The organism is Aquamicrobium lusatiense, assembly GCF_014201615.1.
GTDB classification, from domain to species: domain Bacteria; phylum Pseudomonadota; class Alphaproteobacteria; order Rhizobiales; family Rhizobiaceae; genus Mesorhizobium; species Mesorhizobium lusatiense.
In genome coordinates, this window is record NZ_JACHEU010000001.1 from 1720575 (window position 1) to 1737244 (window position 16670).

Annotated in this window: 17 protein-coding genes; 7 read left to right on the plus strand and 10 right to left on the minus strand. The window is 61.6% G+C overall.

Translation table 11 applies throughout. The features are described 5' to 3' along the window. Positions 1–137 precede the first annotated feature (137 nt). Complete coding sequence (locus HNR59_RS08205; protein WP_183828449.1) at positions 138–2255, plus strand: S9 family peptidase; 2118 nt, start codon at positions 138–140, stop codon at positions 2253–2255. A gap of 9 nt (positions 2256–2264) precedes the next feature. Here HNR59_RS08205 and HNR59_RS08210 read toward each other — a convergent pair whose 3' ends face one another. The 3 genes from HNR59_RS08210 to HNR59_RS08220 form a co-directional block, all read right to left on the minus strand. Then, positions 2265–3203, minus strand: coding sequence for a c-type cytochrome (locus HNR59_RS08210; RefSeq protein WP_183828452.1), 939 nt, complete (start codon positions 3201–3203; stop codon positions 2265–2267). 9 nt (positions 3204–3212) lie between these two features. Further along, positions 3213–3650 carry a c-type cytochrome gene (locus HNR59_RS08215; RefSeq protein WP_183828455.1) on the minus strand — a complete coding sequence of 146 codons (438 nt, stop codon included), beginning with the start codon at positions 3648–3650 and terminating at the stop codon, positions 3213–3215. Between the two features lie 169 nt (positions 3651–3819). After that, positions 3820–4422 carry a superoxide dismutase gene (locus HNR59_RS08220; RefSeq protein ID WP_183828458.1) on the minus strand — a complete coding sequence of 201 codons (603 nt, stop codon included), beginning with the start codon at positions 4420–4422 and terminating at the stop codon, positions 3820–3822. Between the two features lie 489 nt (positions 4423–4911). Here HNR59_RS08220 and HNR59_RS08225 point away from each other — a divergent pair, with 489 nt between their 5' ends. Continuing rightward, positions 4912–5721 (plus strand): L,D-transpeptidase, encoded by an 810-nt coding sequence (locus tag HNR59_RS08225; RefSeq protein ID WP_183828460.1) that lies wholly within the window; start codon positions 4912–4914, stop codon positions 5719–5721. Between the two features lie 97 nt (positions 5722–5818). Here HNR59_RS08225 and HNR59_RS08230 read toward each other — a convergent pair whose 3' ends face one another. Next, on the minus strand, positions 5819–6127 hold the full coding sequence (locus HNR59_RS08230) for a cytoplasmic protein (protein WP_183828463.1): 309 nt from the start codon (positions 6125–6127) through the stop codon (positions 5819–5821). 206 nt (positions 6128–6333) lie between these two features. On the opposite strand from HNR59_RS08230, the gene HNR59_RS08235 reads away from it, so the two are divergent. Together HNR59_RS08235 and HNR59_RS08240 are read left to right on the plus strand one after the other, a co-directional pair. Then, positions 6334–6753: a helix-turn-helix domain-containing protein gene (locus tag HNR59_RS08235; RefSeq protein WP_287945234.1), complete on the plus strand. Its 420-nt coding sequence runs from the start codon at positions 6334–6336 to the stop codon at positions 6751–6753. 2 nt (positions 6754–6755) lie between these two features. Further along, positions 6756–7565, plus strand: a complete 810-nt coding sequence (locus HNR59_RS08240; RefSeq protein ID WP_246374537.1) for a DUF6456 domain-containing protein — start codon at positions 6756–6758, stop codon at positions 7563–7565. A 35-nt stretch (positions 7566–7600) separates the two neighbouring features. Here the strand turns inward: HNR59_RS08240 and HNR59_RS08245 are convergent, their stop codons facing one another. Next, entirely contained in the window at positions 7601–8026 is a 426-nt protein-coding gene (locus HNR59_RS08245) for a SufE family protein (protein WP_183828469.1), read from the minus strand. A gap of 87 nt (positions 8027–8113) precedes the next feature. Next, entirely contained in the window at positions 8114–8440 is a 327-nt protein-coding gene (locus HNR59_RS08250) for a DUF5330 domain-containing protein (protein WP_183828472.1), read from the minus strand. Positions 8441–8900: 460 nt separating this feature from the next. Between HNR59_RS08250 and HNR59_RS08255 the strand changes: the two genes are divergently transcribed. From HNR59_RS08255 to HNR59_RS08265, 3 genes are all read left to right on the plus strand, one after another. Next, positions 8901–10667, plus strand: a complete 1767-nt coding sequence (locus tag HNR59_RS08255; protein ID WP_183828475.1) for a PAS domain-containing sensor histidine kinase — start codon at positions 8901–8903, stop codon at positions 10665–10667. Continuing rightward, positions 10642–11430, plus strand: coding sequence for a peptidoglycan-binding domain-containing protein (locus HNR59_RS08260; protein WP_183828478.1), 789 nt, complete (start codon positions 10642–10644; stop codon positions 11428–11430). The genes HNR59_RS08255 and HNR59_RS08260 overlap by 26 nt, the downstream gene beginning before the upstream one ends. Before the next feature lie 84 nt (positions 11431–11514). Then, positions 11515–11859 (plus strand): DUF1491 family protein, encoded by a 345-nt coding sequence (locus tag HNR59_RS08265; protein ID WP_183828481.1) that lies wholly within the window; start codon positions 11515–11517, stop codon positions 11857–11859. Between the two features lie 47 nt (positions 11860–11906). Here the strand turns inward: HNR59_RS08265 and HNR59_RS08270 are convergent, their stop codons facing one another. From HNR59_RS08270 to HNR59_RS08285, 4 genes are all read right to left on the minus strand, one after another. Beyond that, entirely contained in the window at positions 11907–12800 is an 894-nt protein-coding gene (locus tag HNR59_RS08270) for a hypothetical protein (RefSeq protein ID WP_183828484.1), read from the minus strand. A gap of 371 nt (positions 12801–13171) precedes the next feature. Then, the gene (locus HNR59_RS08275; RefSeq protein WP_183828486.1) at positions 13172–13720 is read right to left on the minus strand and encodes a DUF1254 domain-containing protein; all 549 of its coding nucleotides are present in this window, start codon (positions 13718–13720) and stop codon (positions 13172–13174) included. Continuing rightward, positions 13713–14297 (minus strand): DUF1214 domain-containing protein, encoded by a 585-nt coding sequence (locus HNR59_RS08280; protein ID WP_183828496.1) that lies wholly within the window; start codon positions 14295–14297, stop codon positions 13713–13715. The genes HNR59_RS08275 and HNR59_RS08280 overlap by 8 nt, the downstream gene beginning before the upstream one ends. A gap of 70 nt (positions 14298–14367) precedes the next feature. Further along, a complete protein-coding gene (locus HNR59_RS08285; protein ID WP_183828499.1) occupies positions 14368–16527 on the minus strand; it encodes a transglycosylase domain-containing protein in 2160 nt (719 codons plus the stop codon). Between the last annotated feature and the right edge of the window lie 143 nt (positions 16528–16670).

A 16670-nucleotide genomic window follows, 5' to 3' on the forward strand; every position in this document is an offset into this window, starting at 1 on the left:
ACTGCCTCAATACGAGCTGTCGTTCATCTGCCTGACAAAGCAAAGAGTATTACAATATGTATCTCCCATGGCAGACGGGACTTGAACGCTGGTGAGCAGCATGTTCTTTGAACTGTGAAATAAATGGAAAGCTTAAGATGACGACAAAGGCACCCTTCGGTTCCGGGCAGGCTCCCCGCCCTGTGAAAGTCCCGGTCGAGGACACGCGGCACGGTATAACCCGCACGGATGAATATGCCTGGATGCGGGCCGAAAACTGGCAGGAAGTCTTCCGCGACCCTGCACGGCTCGCCGCCGATATACGCGCTCATCTTGAAGAGGAGAATGCCTATCAGGCGCAGTTGATGTCTGATACGGCGGGGCTGCGTGAGGCGCTCTTTTCCGAGATGAAAGGACGCATCAAGGAGGACGATTCGTCGGTGCCTATGAAAGATGGACCCTTTGCCTACGGTTCGTCTTACCGCATGGGCGGCCAGCAGCCGCGTTATTTCCGCAAGCCGGCCCAGGGCGGAGATGAGGAGATATTGCTGGATGGCGACCATGAAGCTGAGGGAAAGCCCTATTTCCAGCTTGGAGGCATCGACCATTCGTCCGACCACAAGCGCCTGTTGTGGGCCTATGACGACAAGGGTTCCGAATTCTACACGCTGCGCGTACGTGATCTTGCCACGGGTGCCGAGCTTGCAGACAGTATCGAAAGCACGGGCGGTGGCGGCACATGGGCATCCGATAACAACGGCTTTTTCTACACGCTGCTGGACGATAACCACAGGCCGTCGAAAGTATTCTTCCACCAGCTCGACGACGATACTGCCAATGACCGACTGATCTACGAGGAGACGGATCCCGGTTTCTTCATGAGCGTTGGCGGCACACGCCGCAACGACTGGATCATGATCAGCATCAGCGATCATGAGACTTCGGAGTATCGCATACTCAACGCAGCCGACCCTCTTGGCACGCCGCTGCTCGTCGCCGCGCGCGAGGCGGGCATTCAGTATGATCTGGAGGAAGGTGGCGACATATTCTTCGTGCTCACCAACGAAGGCGGAGCCAGAGACTTCAAGATCATGACCGCTCCGGTTTCCGACCCGGTGCGCGCCAACTGGACCGAGCTGGTACCGCATCAGCCGGGTCGCCTGATCCTGTCCATCATGGGGTTTCGCGATTACCTCGTCCGGCTCGAACGGCTCGATGGCCTACCACGCATCGTGGTTCACGAACGCGCCACCGGCGAGGAACATGCCATTGCCTTCGACGAGGAAGCCTATTCCCTCGGCATGGCAGGATCATATGAATATGACACGGACGTTCTGCGCTTCTCCTATTCGTCGATGACCACGCCGGCACAGGTCTTCGACTACGATATGCGCACGCGCCAGCGCACCCTGCTCAAGACGCAGGAGGTTCCCTCCGGTCACGACGCCGACGCCTATGTCACCCGCCGCCTGATGGCCACCGCACCGGATGGCGAGGCCGTGCCGGTCTCCCTGCTTTACCGGCGCGATACGCCGCTGGACGGTACAGCTCCGTGTCTGCTCTACGGGTACGGGTCCTACGGCATCACCATTCCCGCATCCTTCAACACCAACTGCCTGTCGCTGGTGGACCGCGGCTTCGTCTACGCGATCGCCCATGTGCGCGGCGGCAAGGATAAGGGCTATTCCTGGTACGACGACGGAAAAAGGGCGCACAAGCAAAACACCTTCCGCGACTTCATCGCCGTCGCAAGACATCTCGTCGATGAAGGCTACACGTCGCATGACCGCATCGTGGCGCAGGGTGGCTCGGCGGGTGGCATGCTGATGGGCGCAATCGCCAACATGGCGCCTGAAGCTTTCGGCGCCATCATAGCGGAAGTGCCCTTCGTGGATGTGCTCAACACCATGCTCGACGCGTCGCTGCCGCTCACGCCGCCGGAATGGCCGGAATGGGGGAATCCGATCGCCTCGGAAGAGGATTACAGGACGATTGCCGCCTATTCCCCATACGACAATGTCGGTGCTTTCGACTATCCGCCAATCCTGGCGCTGGCCGGGCTCACCGATCCGCGCGTGACCTACTGGGAACCGGCGAAATGGGTGGCGCGCCTGCGCGACACTAAAAGCGGCGACAATCCCGTCCTGTTCAAGATCAACATGGACTCGGGCCATGCAGGCGCGTCAGGCCGCTTCTCGCGGCTGGAGGAGATAGCTTACACCTATTCCTTTGCCCTGAAGGCTACCGGCAAGGCGGACGTGAAGCCCGCCACCTGACAGCGGTCGCTACTGGCGCGCCGGATAACCGTTCTGGCGTGCCGGTATGGCTTTCAGATAGGCCGCGATCGCCTCGCGGTCTTCGCTGGTGAGTTCCGCCATGTTCTTCTGCACTTCCACCATCGATCCGCCGACGGAATCGAAGTCTGGCGTAAAGCCCGTTTCGAGATAGCCGGCGATGTCGGATTCCGACCAGTCGCCGATGCCGCCTTCACCGGCGGTGATGTTGGGCACAACACCTTCGCCTTCCGCCGCAACCGCGCCGGCGAGCCACTGGTTCCTGTCGCTTCCACCGGCGAAATCGCGCGGTGTATGGCATTCTCCGCAATGGCCGGGGCCCTCGACCAGATAGCGCCCGGCCAGAACCTTGTCCGGCGTGCCTTCGGCGAATTCCACCACCGGCCGCTCGTCAAGATAGAGGAGCTTCCACAGCCCGATCCCGCGGCGGATGTTGTAGGGAAATGTGAGATCATGTGCAGCTGTATGCCCGGCCGCTGCCGGAAGCGTCTGCATGAAGGCGAACAGATCGGCTATGTCCTGCGGTTTCATACGGGCATATGAGGCATACGGAAACGCAGGGTAGTAGTGGCGTCCGTCCGGGGAAACGCCTTTCAGCATTGCGGCGGCAAAATCGTCGAGCGTCCAGTTCCCTATGCCGTCATTTTTGTCTTGCGAGATATTCGGTGCGACGAAGGTGCCGAACGGTGTGGCAAGCTCCACACCGCCGGCAAGCGTGAAGCGCGCATCGCCCTCTGCGCCCTTGGCGGCATGGCAGGAAGCACAGCCGCCTGCATGGAACATACGCGCTCCGCGTTCAGCGTCTCCCGGCGCGGCAGAGGCCATGATTTGGGAATCCGGGCGATGGGGGGCGGAGGCGACCCATCCAGCTACCGCGCCCAGCCCAACCACAACGCCAAGAGTGGCGGCGATTTTTCCGCGTCTGGACATCGGGGCCGGTCAGCCCTTGCGGACGCGGAACGTCTCGTGGCAGGCGCCGCAGCTTGCGCCGATGGCGCCGAACTTCGCCTTGAGTGCATCGACGTCAGCCGGTGCATCGGTCACGGCCGCGTTGACGGCGGCCTCGAACTTGCCTTCAGCAGCCTTGAACCCGTCCGGGTCTTCCCAGATTTTTGGCGCGGCGGTCGTATCGCCCGTATCCGAACCGGCCGGATAAAGCGCCTCGACATCGAACTTTTCGGCGTTAGCCTGCATGTCCTGCAGGGTCTTGAGAACGGCAGCCGCGTCAAAGGGGGTCTCGCCCTTCACCACTTTGGAGAGCTCGCCAGTCAGCTTGCCCCGCTCTTTCATCAGGGCCTTGCGGTCGGCCAGAGTGTCGGCAAATGCGGCAGAGCCGGCAATGGCGAAGATGGAAATGGCGAGTAGAAGCTTTTTCATGTCTGGCTCCGAATCTGATGAAGAAACGTGGCTGCTCCGACAGAATCGGAGATGGTGCTAAACTGTCTCAAAATCTGGATGATTTCGCTTCACGCTTGCGTGAAGCTTTGGTGAAGACCTGAAGACTGAAACCCCGGGGATCTACCCCCGGGGTTTCACGCTGAAACGATCAGGCGTTTGCCTTTTCGTACAGCTCAAGGACATAATCCCAGTTGATCAGGCTGTCGACGAAAGCCTCCAGATACTTCGGACGCGCGTTGCGGTAGTCGATGTAGTAGGAGTGCTCCCAGACGTCGACGCCGAGGATCGGCGAAGCGCCGTGAACCAGCGGGTTCTCGCCATTGGGGGTCTTGGAGATCTCCAGCTTTCCATCCTTGACCGAAAGCCATGCCCAGCCGGAGCCGAACTGCGTGGTGCCGGCGTTGATGAAATCGGCCTTGAACTTGTCATAACCGCCCAGATCGCTGTCGACGGCCTTCTGCAGGGCGCCCGGCAGCTTGTTGCCGCCGCCGTCCTTCTTCATCCACTTCCAGAAATGGATGTGGTTGTAGTGCTGGGCCGCGTTGTTGAAGAGACCCTGGTTCTTGCCGAAGGACTGCTTCACCACTTCTTCGACGCTCAGGTCGCCCAGCCCGGCTTCGGCCGCCAGCTTGTTGCCGTTGTCGACATAGGCTTTGTGGTGCTTGTCATGGTGATATTCGAGCGTTTCCTTCGACATGAAGGGCTGAAGCGCCTCATAGTCATAGGGAAGTTCGGGAAGTTCGAAAGCCATTCGTCTTACTCCTCAAATAAATCCGGGGGGTTACCGGACTAACATAGGTCTGTAAGCCCCGGGAACAACACCCCGCGGGCAGGCATCACTCCCCGTTCAGCCATTCGCTAAGGGGGAGTCGAATGCGCTTCTCTCAATAGAGGGCTCGCGGCATCTTGACCATTGGTCCAGATGCTAAATGCCTGCTTCCGAAGCGAACAAACTGCTCCTGATCCGGATAGCCGCATTGCCGGGATGGCGATCACAAAGACGTCATATCAGTTGGCCGGTGATCGGAGGGATAATCTGTTTACCTTCCTTTCAGCCGCCCCATATAGGGTTCACACAACCCGTTGCCGATCGGCAACAGTGGAACCTTAGTCACATGTTCGCCTTTATTTGTCCTACCTGCGGCCAGATTTGGCGCTACCTATCGCCCCTGTCGGGAGCGGCGATGCCGGCAACGGCTTCGCCCATGTGAACAGTAGAGAAAGATCGAGACCACAATTCATGGCAACAGATTCACCTCCCGTCCTGCTGACCAGACGCCGTTTTCTCAACCTGACGGCAATGGGAGCCGCCGCAGCCACCGTTTCGGCCTGCACCACAACGGCTCCACCGGTGCCCCTGAAACCTGCGGAACCACAAGCCCATCCTGAACTCGGCAGCTACGACATCATGTACGGGCCAGTTTTCGATGGCGGCTATGAAATTCCGGCCGTTCCCTATCGCAAGATCGATTCAAAGTTCCTGCGCCAGATCGTTCCTGATCCGACAGGCGAACGCCCGGGTACAATTGTCGTCGATACGTCGCAGCACTACCTTTATCTGGTGCGCGAGGGCGGACAGGCCATCCGTTATGGTGTTGGCCTTGGCCGTGCCGGTTTCGAATGGGCCGGGCGCGCAGTGGTTCAGTACAAGCGCGAATGGCCCAAGTGGACCCCGCCGGACGAGATGATCGCCCGTCAGCCTGAACTCGAAAAATACAGCGTCCGCAATGGCGGCATGCCTCCGGGGCTGATGAATCCGCTCGGCGCGCGCGCGCTCTACATTTTCCAGAACAACGAGGATACGCTCTATCGTATCCATGGTTCTCCGGAATGGCACTCGATCGGCAAGTCCATTTCATCCGGCTGTGTGCGCCTGATGAATCAGGACATCATCGATCTCCACAGCCGCGTTCCCGGCAAGACGCCGATCGTCGTCACCAACGGGCTTGGCGCCCGGGTCGCCAGCTATGACCCGAGCGGCACGCCGGTCGATGCCGGGGTGCCGGAAGATTCCACATTGCTCGGACGCGCCACCCGCTCCTGGTTCTGACGGAAGCCTTGAAGTTCAAAGAAGCAGCCTTCCTGCGGCCTCACCAATCGAAAAAGCCTCCTGAAGATATCAGGGGGCTTTTCAGTTTCGAGTGTCATCACACAACAAGCGCATGCGACGGAGAAGTCGGCTTGCCATTGCCCCTGAGCTGATCGCGCGCCTGCTTGAGAGCGATGTGACGGTTCAGATCGTAGTTCCAATGCCGGCGCAAGCCTCGCAGACGTTCGCGCTCCAGAAGGCGTTCTATGCGGTCAAGCAGCTTCGTTCTTGCCGCTCCTTCACTGACCGAAGCTTCCCCCAGATCAATCCCGCATAAAATTTGCAACGCTGCCAGTTGTCCGGCGTGCCTGGCATGCTGCCGTTTCTGTTGGCCGAAAGCTTGCGCCTGCTCGTTCAACGATCGCATGTGCCACCTCCTGTGAAATAGGGGCTTACTATCGGCCGGGGAACCGCGGTGGGGAGTAAATGCATTGCGTCTGGAAGCGGTCATTCTCCAATTTCAAATGAAATCAATATGTTATCCTAATGCGAAGCTGTGTTGGGTTCTTTGTTTGTTCACATGTCGGCGAACACCCTCTATAAGGAATCTATTCCTATGGTGGAGGAAATTTCGTGCACGCCAACATGACCGCTATTCCAGATGATCCCATTCATCCGATAGTCAAACCTGCTCCGGATGGAGAGCCTGAACATGCATTTCCCAAACGGCGTGACGAGATCACGCTGGACGTCTGCGAATGCCTGATCGACATAGCTTCGGCGCTGTTTTCGCTTTCATCGAAGGAGCTGCGCAAACCCGGGCGCACGTCGCAGCCGGTGGCACGGGTGAGGCAGATCGCCATGTATGTGGCGCACGTCGTTCTGCGGTTATCGATGGGCGATGTGGGACGCGGTTTCGGGCGCGATCGCACGACGGTGGTTCACGCATGCCAGACCATCGAAGATCTTCGTGACGATCCCGAGTTCGACCGGGTGGTGCATATGTTCGAGCAGATTGCCTCGGCAGCTTTCCGCAACCGGCTGGGGATATGAGCATGCAGGCTTCTTTCCGCGAGGTGACGTTGCGCGTGCTGAAATTCCTGCAGAAGGGGCCGGGTCAGGTCAGCCCGGCTGCGCAGACAAACAAGGTCCTGATTGAAGCCGGCGAGCGCGGTACCGTCAGTGTGGGGCGTGTGCCTTTCGATTGCCTGGTCGCGGAGCAGATGCTGATGCTGAACGGCAATTGTGTCTCCGTGACGCCTAAGGGAGAGCGGATGATGCGTGAAATGGATGCAGCACGTGCTTCCGATGCTTCGCCGAGAGATATCGAAACCATCTGCGTCGATGCGGGCGAGGGCCCGCAACTGGCGCAGATAAATCTCGCGGAATCGCCGCTTGCACAACTGGCGCGCCTCCGGACAAAGACCGGCGCTGCCTTTCTGACAGCGCGCGAGTTCGAGGCGGGCGAGCGGCTGCGGGCCGACTACACCCGGGGCCAGCTCCTGCCCCGGCTTGGTGCAAACTGGATTGCAAGTGTCGCTTCCGGAAAGCGTGCGGGCGGAGGTGGTGCTGCCGAACTTACAGACGTCGCCCTTGGCGCGCGGATGCGGGTAGAGAAAGCCATTGTGGCAGTTGGACCCGAATTGTCAGGCGTCCTGATCGATGTCTGCTGTTTTCTCAAGGGAATGGAAACCGTAGAGGCTGAACGCGCATGGCCGGTGCGCTCGGGAAAGGTGGTGCTGAAGACGGCTCTGGCGGCACTGGCCCGCCATTATTGGCCGGGCGCGGCTCAGCAAAGCGGCAAACCAGCCCAGATGCTGCATTGGGGCGCACAGGACTACAGGCCGAGCCTGCACGTGCGCTAGAAAAAAGACTGGAAGCGGAGCGTCTGAGGCTCGGCTCAGACGTTCTCACCTGCCTTTTGCGCATCGGTTCGGATGCGGTTGACCATGGAGCGCAGTCCGTTCGAGCGCTGTGGCGTCAGGTGCTCGTCAAGGCCGAGCGTGCGCAATGTGCCTTCGGCATCGGTCGCCAGAATTTCGCTGGCCTTGCGGCCGGAATAAAGGGCGAGAAGGATCGCCACCAGACCCCGCACGATATGGGCATCGGAATCACCCGCAAAAGTGACGACCGGATCCGGCCCCTCTCCATAGCGGGTGGTCAGCCATACCTGACTGACACAGCCGGGAACCTTGTTGGAGGGGGTGCGCTCGCTGTCGGGGAACGGGGGGAGGGCTTCGCCAAGTTCGATGACATAGCGGTAGCGCTCCTCCCAGTCGTCGAGGAGGGCAAAGTCTTCGGTAATGCTCTGGATCGTCGTACTCATGCCGAACGATATAGTTCGGTGGCAGCCGGGCGTCACGGAAAAAAGGCGCGAACGCGGAAGACGCTCTTCAGGAGCGTCCGAAGCAGATCAGTTGGCGGGCCTGATGGAGCCGGTCGTGACAGGCTCTTTTGGTGTGGTGGCTGGTTGCGAAGGCGCATCTTCGATCATGCTCACCGCCATGCGTGCTGCCAGTTTGGCGCGCTCCGTCACCGTGTGGAGCGCAGAAGCGCCGGTCTCGCACACGTCCGGCTGGCGTTCGCACATACCGGCGATGTCGCCGACAGCATCCTTTGCCGCCAGAAGCGCTTGGACGGGATTGACGTTTTCGCGCCCCTCCCCATCTGGCCCGACATCAAAGGGAAGAGCCAGCAGAACGAGCGAAAACCAGAACGCAAACCTGATCAGGAAACCCATATCCGTCTTCTTTCCAGAGCACCTGTCTTCAACAAAACCAGTTTAGCCGGGCCGGCCAAATGAGCGATTGCAAGCAAGAGGACAACTTTATTAAAATTTGAAGCAATCGACTTCCCGCTTTCATTCACACCCGCCGACCTGAACGGGGCATGAAGCCTACGCCTTACACTGCTGTTCGTGCCCTATCCGTTTGATTCGCTGTGGAAAGCCGCGTTCTGTGCGGTGGTCGTGAGGAGCGTGTTGCTGTCCGTGACAGCTAACCCCGTGTTTACCATGGGCTGAATTGCATTCCCGCAAACGCTGTTTTTGCAGAAAAACGACTCCGAATCCGCTGCTCATGCTCCAGCTTTATCCATTCCTTAAAGGCTGGATGCGACTTTCGGCTCTAATCAGAAATGATCTGCGAAGCGGGTCCGTACGAGGCGTTGAGTTGAGTTCGATTGCGGCAAGATACGTTGGAATGCCTGACGCGATTGCGTCGGGCTGCGAGCGTCTCGTGCACAGCCGCGTTGCTGAGCCGGAAGCGCGCGCCCGTCATGCCCGTTTCATCGGACTGATGCTCGCAGCACCCTTCCTGTCAGCCGCAAGCGCGGTGATGCTGGTGACCGCCGGCCTCGGCGCCTCGGCGACGCTGGCGGCGATACTCGGCATATTCGGGCTGTGCTGGCTGGCAGCGCTCGGGGTTTCGGCAAGCGGCCGTTTGGTGGGAGCGGGAGCGGTCGTGCTTGTGGCATCCGCTGTCGCAATGGGTGCGCTGGTGGCTTCCGCCGGTGGCCTTGCATCGCCGGTGGCATTGCTTGTGGCGGCCCTGCCGATCGAAGCATTCTGGGTGAGCCGTTCCAGGCACTGGGTGCTGGCCGGTGCGGCAGCGGCAGCGCTGGCCTGCGCCATGCAGTTCCTTCCCGTAGACGTGTCGCTGGCTGCCTATACGCAGCCGCAGCCGTGGCACTGGCTGTTGCCGCTGGCGTGGGGCGCTACCCTTGTGCCGCGTCTGGCCGGTCTTCGCGGCAATGCGGATGCAGGTGCCGAAACCGCGCCTGACCTTAATGTCGAAGGCTTGATGGGCGCGGTGATGCTGCGCCTCAACAGGCAGGGAGAGGTTCTCGATGCGGGCCAGCGCACCACGCAGGTGCTTGGTCTCGCCCCCGATCTGCTGCTCGGCAATTCGCTGTTCGAGCGCATTCTTGTCGCCGATCGCATCGCTTATCTGAACGCGCTTGCCGATATGCGCGAGGGGGCGGCTTCCGCCCGCATGGAACTGCGCGTCCGCGTGCCGAAGGCTGATGGTCACTCTGCGGGCAATTACAGGCCGTTCCTGCTCGAACTGGCCAAGGCCGACGAAGCGGGCAATGCGTTTCTGGCGTTGCTGCGCGACAATTCCGAACTCGTCGAACTGCGCGAGGATCTGGAGCGCGCCGAAGAGGCCGCAGCCAGCGCCGACGTGACCAAGGGCCGCTTCCTGGCCGCCGTCAGCCATGAGCTGCGCACGCCGCTAAATGCCATCATCGGCTTCTCCGACATGCTGTTGCATGAGATGTTCGGCCCGTTCCACGATCCGCGGCAGAAAGAGTATGTCGAGCTGGTGCGCGATTCCGGTCAGCATCTGCTGGAGGTCGTGACGTCGATCCTCGACGTCTCGCGTATAGAAGCCGGGGCCTACCGCACCCATCCGGAGCCGTTCCGCTTCGTGGAGGCGGCGCAGATGTGCCGTTCGATGATGCAGTTGCAGGCGGATGCCAAAAAGATCCGGCTGGAACTGCGGGTGGCGGCAGATGCGGGCGAGGTGAACGCCGACCGGCGTGCCATCCAGCAGATCCTGATCAATCTTGCTTCCAATGCCATCAAGTTCACGCCCGAGGGCGGCGAGGTGGCGCTTGGCGCGCGGCGTGTCGGCTCGCGCCTCCATTTCTGGGTGAGCGACACAGGCATCGGCATCGCCGAGGAAGATCTGGCAATCATCGGCCAGCCTTTCGTTCAGGTGCAGAACGACTATACGCGCGGTTTCGAGGGGGCTGGGCTCGGCCTGTCTCTGGTGAAGGGGCTTGTGAGCCTGCACGACGGCACGATGTCCATCGACAGCGCGCCCGGCGAAGGAACGACGGTTTCGGTGAGCATTCCGGTGGATGGCCCGAAGGGAGACAGCGACAGACTGGTGATGCTGGCGGATGCAACGCCGGCAGGCAGGAAGAACGGGGATTGGAATGGCTCGCTCCGCAAAACGGGCTAAGGGCAGCAAGGCCAGGAAGAAGGCCAGTCGCCCGGGCATAGTTCAGCGGGGCGCGGTTGCGGCAGGCGATCTCGTCTCGCGCAATCCTGTTCTCGTTGGTGGCTCCACGGCGTTTCTGGTGACGTTGTTCTACGTCTCCGCCAATGCGCTTTGGTATCAGCCATTCCCGCATTCGAGCGCCTTCTTCGCGACCAGAAGCCAGCAGGACTTTCCCGTTGTCGAACAGACCGAACCGGAAACGACGATCAATATCGTGCGTCCCGATCCCAACCCCGACACTGGCGCAGCGCCGGCACCGGAGAGGCCGCGCGGTGACCCAGTCGTGCGGCAGGTGCAGTCGATCCTTCGCGATCTGGGCTTCTATTCGGCCGAACCAGACGGGCTCACCGGTCCCAATACGCGCGACGCGATAGCCGCCTATCAGGGCAAGGTGGGGCTCGCCCCGACCGGCTCCATCGACGATGCTTTGCTCAATCAACTGGGGGCGGGGCAGGCCGCGGCTGTGCCGGTTCCGGCAAGCCGCGACGACCTGACGGGATCGGTGAGGCTTGATCCGGGGCCAACCTCCGCCAGCAGCCAGATCGTGAAGATCCAGGCAGGGCTGAGGGCGTTCGGCAATACAGATATCCAGATGGACGGCATAGCCGGAGCGCGCACCAAGGCGGCAATCCGCGAGTTTCAGTCGATCTTCGGTCTCGCCGTAAGCGGAGAGCCGGACGCGGCTGTCTACATCAAGATGCGGGAAGTCGGCCTGACCGACTAGAGCAACTCCGGAAAACGTACGAAGCGATCTGGCTGGAGCGGTTTCAAGCCAGAGATCGCCCGACAATCGGACTGGTTAACTGACATGCGCGTGACGACTGATCTGTGGGCCTCGGCGCTGGTGCGGCGCGTCTTCGGCGCCGGCGGCTTCGCTGCGGTGCTGAAACGCGGCGCGGGCGAGGCGGGAGCTGCTTTCCTGCTGGTCAGGGACAGGTTCGGAAGCCTAGCGCTGCTCGGCCCGGCGCCGCAGACCAGCTATGACTCAGCCCGGCCCGACGAGAGGCTGTTCGTTCGCATCGCGCCGGATGAGACCGCGGAGCAACTGGATGCGCGGATCGAGCGCGAGAAGCGCTTCGACCCCGATATATGGGTCGTGGAAATCGAGGTTGGATCGGTGCCGATAGAGGAACTGGTTTCGATCAGGGACTGAAATCAGAGTACTTTGCAGCCGAATGGAAACATTCGGCATGACGTGATCTAGCTGGCCTTCAGGGTCTTTGCCGCATCACCGGTCTGTGAGCTGCCGGTCTTCGTCCACGCCGCAACCTTTGCCACGGCTGCTTGCCGTTCCATGCCCCGGTAGCGTTCGACGAACAGGCGCACGCTCGCCACATCCGGGAAGGAGCCGGGGCAGGCGGCGCTTACGATCAGGAAGGCTTCGGCTTCGCGCAGGTCCAGCGCCCGCAGCGAAACGAGAAGCGAAAAGTGATCGGAAGGCGAGACAAGCCTGACGGCGCTGCCGAATTCCACGCCGAGGGCATCTGCCAGCGCGGTTTGAAAAAAGGCGGCATTGGCGCTGAGCGCGCCGTCGAGCAACCGCCTGAAGGTTCCGGCCGTTGCGGGCGCGATGGAGAGCGAGGGCCCCCCGTTGTCGACCATGATCGTTCGCAGCTGCTCGCGGGCACGGTCGGCCGCCTGACCGGAAGGGTGCTGGTTCTCGTCCGTCGTCTTCGCTGCGGGACCGTTCAGGGCGCGAACAAGGCTTGCGATGGTCGGGTGGAGGTCTTTTCTGCGGGCGATGGCGCGCGCATGCGGCAGACCATGACGACTGATCAGCGCGATGAGCTCGACGCTGCCGAGGGCGCGCGAGCGAACCAGCAGCGGAGCCGAGATCTGCACAGGCTCGTTGGCCAGACGTTTCACCAGCCCCGGCGGTGCGCTTTCGCATTCGGACAGGGCGGCGGCTGCAAAGCGCCGGGCTTCGGTCGAGACTTCGTCGAACAGCGGCAGGGTCAGGTCGTCAAGCTGGGCGATCTCCCGGCGCGAGGGTCTGGTCAGCGCACAGAAAGCGGAAATGGCGGCGCGAAACAGCCTTTCAGCCTTGCCGGCTTCAGTCCTGATCGCGATTTGCCGGAAATCCGAGGATGACACGAAGATACGCCTTGAGAATACGCAATGAAGCCGGCAGGCCACAAGCGGCATGCCCGACAGAACTCGTTTCAAATTAGCTCTGATCCGTTAGCGCTCCGTTAACCCTCGGAGCGCCTTATTTACGGAGGAGGCGTTGCGTTGTGCTCCGGTTCAACCGAGAGGAATGCACGAAATGGGCATCGTATTGTCTTTCACGCCGCAAAAGGCGGGCATGAAGAAACCTTCGGGACTCTGTGGCATGGCGGCAGCCGTGGTGATTTTCCCCGGCGTTCGCTACGAACGTGCAGATGAGACAGCACCGGCGCGGGAGGGCCAATCCACGGCAGTGCCAGCGGACGGTGCCGCACCCTCACCGAAGCATTGAGCCTGAACTACAGTTCCTTCAGCGTGCAGGAGCTTTGTTCGAGAAACCGGGAGACGGCAGGGCGCCAGCTCTCATCCGGCACAAAGGCGCGAAGGACAACAATGCCTTCGCCAATCGGCGTTTCCACGAAGATGGAGCCGTCGAGATCGTCCGGCAGTTGCCGGCGCACTTCCAGCATCTGGGCCGGGGTGAGCACAACCGTGTCCAGCGTGGCGCTGGCTGCGCTGTGGTCGTTGAAACTGTAGATGTTGTGGCCGTTGCGATCATAGACCGAAACCGACCAGAACGGCACTTTTCCTGCGGCCTGAACGTGGACGATGCCATCGTTCAGATCGAAACGGCAGGCGGCGGCCAGAAACAGAGGGTCGACCGATTTCACCACCGGCTGGCCGCCGCTCTCCGCTTCGAGCGGGGTCATGCGGTAGAGATCGGAGGCCATCGACAGCCGTGACCAGGCATCGCGCTCGGACAATTCCGGCACCATCATCAGGACGAGGATGTGGACGATGCCGGCTCCGACCAGACCGAGCAGAACCGCGTAGAGCAGCTTACGCATTGCACCCCCTGCGCACGATGCGCGGCAGCTCGATGCCGGACAGGCCGGTGCTGCTGGCAATGGGGGTGTCGTAGAAGGTGAGCACGAAATACATGGGCCCTTCGCCCGCGGTGATCAGCCAGTTGCCGGGAGCGGGGCTGCCGGAGGCGTCGACGAGCACCGAATTGTCCGGCCGGCGCAGCACCTGATAGGATTGCAACGCAGCCGGGCGCAGTTTTCCCGTGCGGATGAAATCGAGCGACTGGTCGGCTGCGTAGAGCGTCCAGAAACGGGCGACCGGAAGGTTCCCCTCTATCCGATAGGCGCATTCGCGCAGCAGCGGCTGGCCGGCGGAATCGTGCGCGGCCACGAAGGCGAGACCTTCGGCGCGGCCAAGCGCCAGAACGCCCTCGCGGGCAACACGGGCATTGGTGTAGGGATCGGCCTCCGGCGTGCCGATGTCAGGGAAGGCGGTCCATGCACCGATGGTGATGGCGCCGGCGCCCTTCTGGACATGCAGGGCATACCAGACACTGGCCGCGCCACCGCCGATGGCAATGACGAGCGCGATCAGCGTCAGCAAGGCTTTCTTGAGCATTTATCGGCCCGATCGATCTTTTGGGAGCTGGTATCGCGGGGGAAGGGCTTCTGGCAAGTGGCTGGCACCGTCACAGCGCCGAAACCGTCTCCGGATCCAGCTCGGGGCGCAGGGCCGGAGCGGACAGGAACTGCCTGTTGATCTGGCGCAGCAACTGCGTCGTGCGGCTGGACAGGACCGGAGGGCGCTCGGCGGCGGCGCGGTCGGCCTCGGCCTGCGCGCTTGCCCTGGCGGCCTCCTGCGCCTTGGCTGCGGTGGCCGCATCGACGAAGGGCTGCGCGATGCCGGGGATCGGCCGCAGATCGATGTTCTGATGCGCATAGGCCATGAGACGCTGCCAGACCATGGCCGGCATCGAGCCGCCGGTCATGTTGCGCGTCGGGCTGTAGTCATCGTTGCCGATCCAGACGGCAGCCGTGTAATTGCCGGTAAAGCCGACATACCACGCATCGCGGTAGGCCTGGCTGGTGCCGGTCTTGCCGCCGGAGACGATGCCGGGAAGTGCCGCCCGTCGTGCCGTGCCGATGACGGGCACCTGCACCAGCATAGTATTCATGTAGGACACGGCCTGCTCCGACAGGACACGGCGAGGGGGCGGCGCGTCCTTGGCGAAATCATAGATGACATCGCCGGAATGGGTGACGAGCTGGGTGACGCCATGCCGGGTGCCGGCCATGCCGTCCTGCGGGAAGACGCTGTAGCCAGTTGCCTGATCCATGACAGTCATGCCGGAGGTGCCGAGGACCATGGTCTTGTGCGACTCCAGCGTCGATTCCACGCCCATTGCTTCGGCCAGTTCCTTGATCGGCTTGATGCCGAGGTTGTCCTTGGCGAGGCGGACCGGAACGGTGTTGATCGATTTGACGAAGGCGGTGGTCAGCGTCATGCGACCTGCGGACGCGCCGTTGTAGTTGCCCGGATGCCAGTTGCCCCAGCTGACGGGTGCGCCCGACACGATGGTGTCCGGCGTGAAGCCGTGCTCTACGGCGGCGGCATAGACATAGGCCTTGAAGGACGAACCGGGCTGGCGCAGCGCCTTGGTGGCGCGGTTGAACTGGCTGGCGCCATAGTCGCGCCCGCCGACGATGGCGCGCACCGCACCGTTGGATTCGATGACGACGATGGCGCCCTGGGTCGCGTTGTAATCCTTGCCATACTGGCGCAGGTGAAACTCGAGCGACTCTTCGGCAGCCTGCTGGATGTTCGGATCGAAGGCCGTGTGCGCGACCAGCGAATGCTGGCGCGATTTCGCGGCCAGTTTGCGGACTTCCTCGAACGCCCAGTCGAGATAGTAATCCGGGCTCTTGCGATCGCCGCGGTCCACGACATCGGCGGGATGCCGGCGCGCCTGCAGAACCTGCCCTTCCGTCATGAAACCGCTGTCGACGAGGTTTGACAGAACCACATTGGCGCGGGCGCGGGCGGCGGGCAGGTTGACGTGTGGCGCGTATTTGCTGGGCGCCTTGAAAAGGCCGGCCATCATGGCGGCTTCCGCCAGCGTCAGGTCGCGCACGCTCTTGCCGAAATAGAAATCGGCCGCCGCCTCGATGCCGAAGGTGCCGCCGCCCATATAGGAGCGATCGAGGTAGAGCTGTAGGATTTCCTTCTTCGACAGGTTCGCCTCCAGCCACAGCGCCAGGAAGGCTTCCTTGACCTTGCGTTCGAGCGTGCGCTCGTTGGACAGGAACAGGTTCTTGGCCAATTGCTGGGTGAGGCTGGAACCGCCCTGAACAACGGAATTGGCGCGGACATTCTCGGTCATGGCGCGCATGAGGCCCAGAAAGTCGATGCCGTAATGCTCGAAGAAGCGGCGGTCTTCAGTCGCGAGAACCGCCTTGATGACATGATCTGGCATCTGGTCCACCGGCACCGAATCGCGCTGGATGAGGCCGCGCTGGCCGATCTCGTTGCCGTAGCGATCGAGGAAGGTGACGGCGAAATCGTCCTGCGCGCGCCAGTCGCCGCCCGTTTCCTGAAAGGCTGGAATGGCAAGCGCCAGCATGACGACAGCACCGCCCGCGCCCAGCGTGAAACCCTCGCTCAATATCTCGATGACGCCGCGCCGCCAGCCTTTGACGCGGAAGCGGCGGAAGAAAATGGTCGCGGCTTCCCAGAATTCGCGGAACCTGAAGCCGACCTCATAAAGGGTAGTGTCAAGCCAGGCGTCTATCGCCAGCAGGAAGGCGGCGACACGGCCACGTTTCTTCTTCGGCTCCAAGGGACTGACCATCTACAAGCTGCCCGGCTGCAAAAGGGCGCCGGAAACACTCCGTCAGAAACCGCCCACACATTCCTTTTCCCCCATCCGCCAGAGGGCGGCAAGAGGGATTCTCAATCAAAGCGTGCACGGCATGTTTAAGATAAAAATCCTAG

Bases quoted from the DNA above. Each gene is read 5' to 3' on its own strand.
- HNR59_RS08230 (WP_183828463.1), bottom strand. From the start codon at position 6,127: ATGCGATCGTTGAACGAGCAGGCGCAAGCTTTCGGCCAACAGAAACGG.
- HNR59_RS08205 (WP_183828449.1), top strand. From the start codon at position 138: ATGACGACAAAGGCACCCTTCGGTTCCGGGCAGGCTCCCCGCCCTGTG.
- HNR59_RS08245 (WP_183828469.1), bottom strand. From the start codon at position 8,026: ATGAGTACGACGATCCAGAGCATTACCGAAGACTTTGCCCTCCTCGAC.
- HNR59_RS08250 (WP_183828472.1), bottom strand. From the start codon at position 8,440: ATGGGTTTCCTGATCAGGTTTGCGTTCTGGTTTTCGCTCGTTCTGCTG.
- HNR59_RS08265 (WP_183828481.1), top strand. From the start codon at position 11,515: ATGCGCGTGACGACTGATCTGTGGGCCTCGGCGCTGGTGCGGCGCGTC.
- HNR59_RS08275 (WP_183828486.1), bottom strand. From the start codon at position 13,720: ATGCGTAAGCTGCTCTACGCGGTTCTGCTCGGTCTGGTCGGAGCCGGC.
- HNR59_RS08260 (WP_183828478.1), top strand. From the start codon at position 10,642: ATGGCTCGCTCCGCAAAACGGGCTAAGGGCAGCAAGGCCAGGAAGAAG.
- HNR59_RS08225 (WP_183828460.1), top strand. From the start codon at position 4,912: ATGGCAACAGATTCACCTCCCGTCCTGCTGACCAGACGCCGTTTTCTC.
- HNR59_RS08255 (WP_183828475.1), top strand. From the start codon at position 8,901: ATGCCTGACGCGATTGCGTCGGGCTGCGAGCGTCTCGTGCACAGCCGC.
- HNR59_RS08240 (WP_246374537.1), top strand. From the start codon at position 6,756: ATGCAGGCTTCTTTCCGCGAGGTGACGTTGCGCGTGCTGAAATTCCTG.
- HNR59_RS08220 (WP_183828458.1), bottom strand. From the start codon at position 4,422: ATGGCTTTCGAACTTCCCGAACTTCCCTATGACTATGAGGCGCTTCAG.
- HNR59_RS08215 (WP_183828455.1), bottom strand. From the start codon at position 3,650: ATGAAAAAGCTTCTACTCGCCATTTCCATCTTCGCCATTGCCGGCTCT.
- HNR59_RS08210 (WP_183828452.1), bottom strand. From the start codon at position 3,203: ATGTCCAGACGCGGAAAAATCGCCGCCACTCTTGGCGTTGTGGTTGGG.
- HNR59_RS08285 (WP_183828499.1), bottom strand. From the start codon at position 16,527: ATGGTCAGTCCCTTGGAGCCGAAGAAGAAACGTGGCCGTGTCGCCGCC.
- HNR59_RS08280 (WP_183828496.1), bottom strand. From the start codon at position 14,297: ATGCTCAAGAAAGCCTTGCTGACGCTGATCGCGCTCGTCATTGCCATC.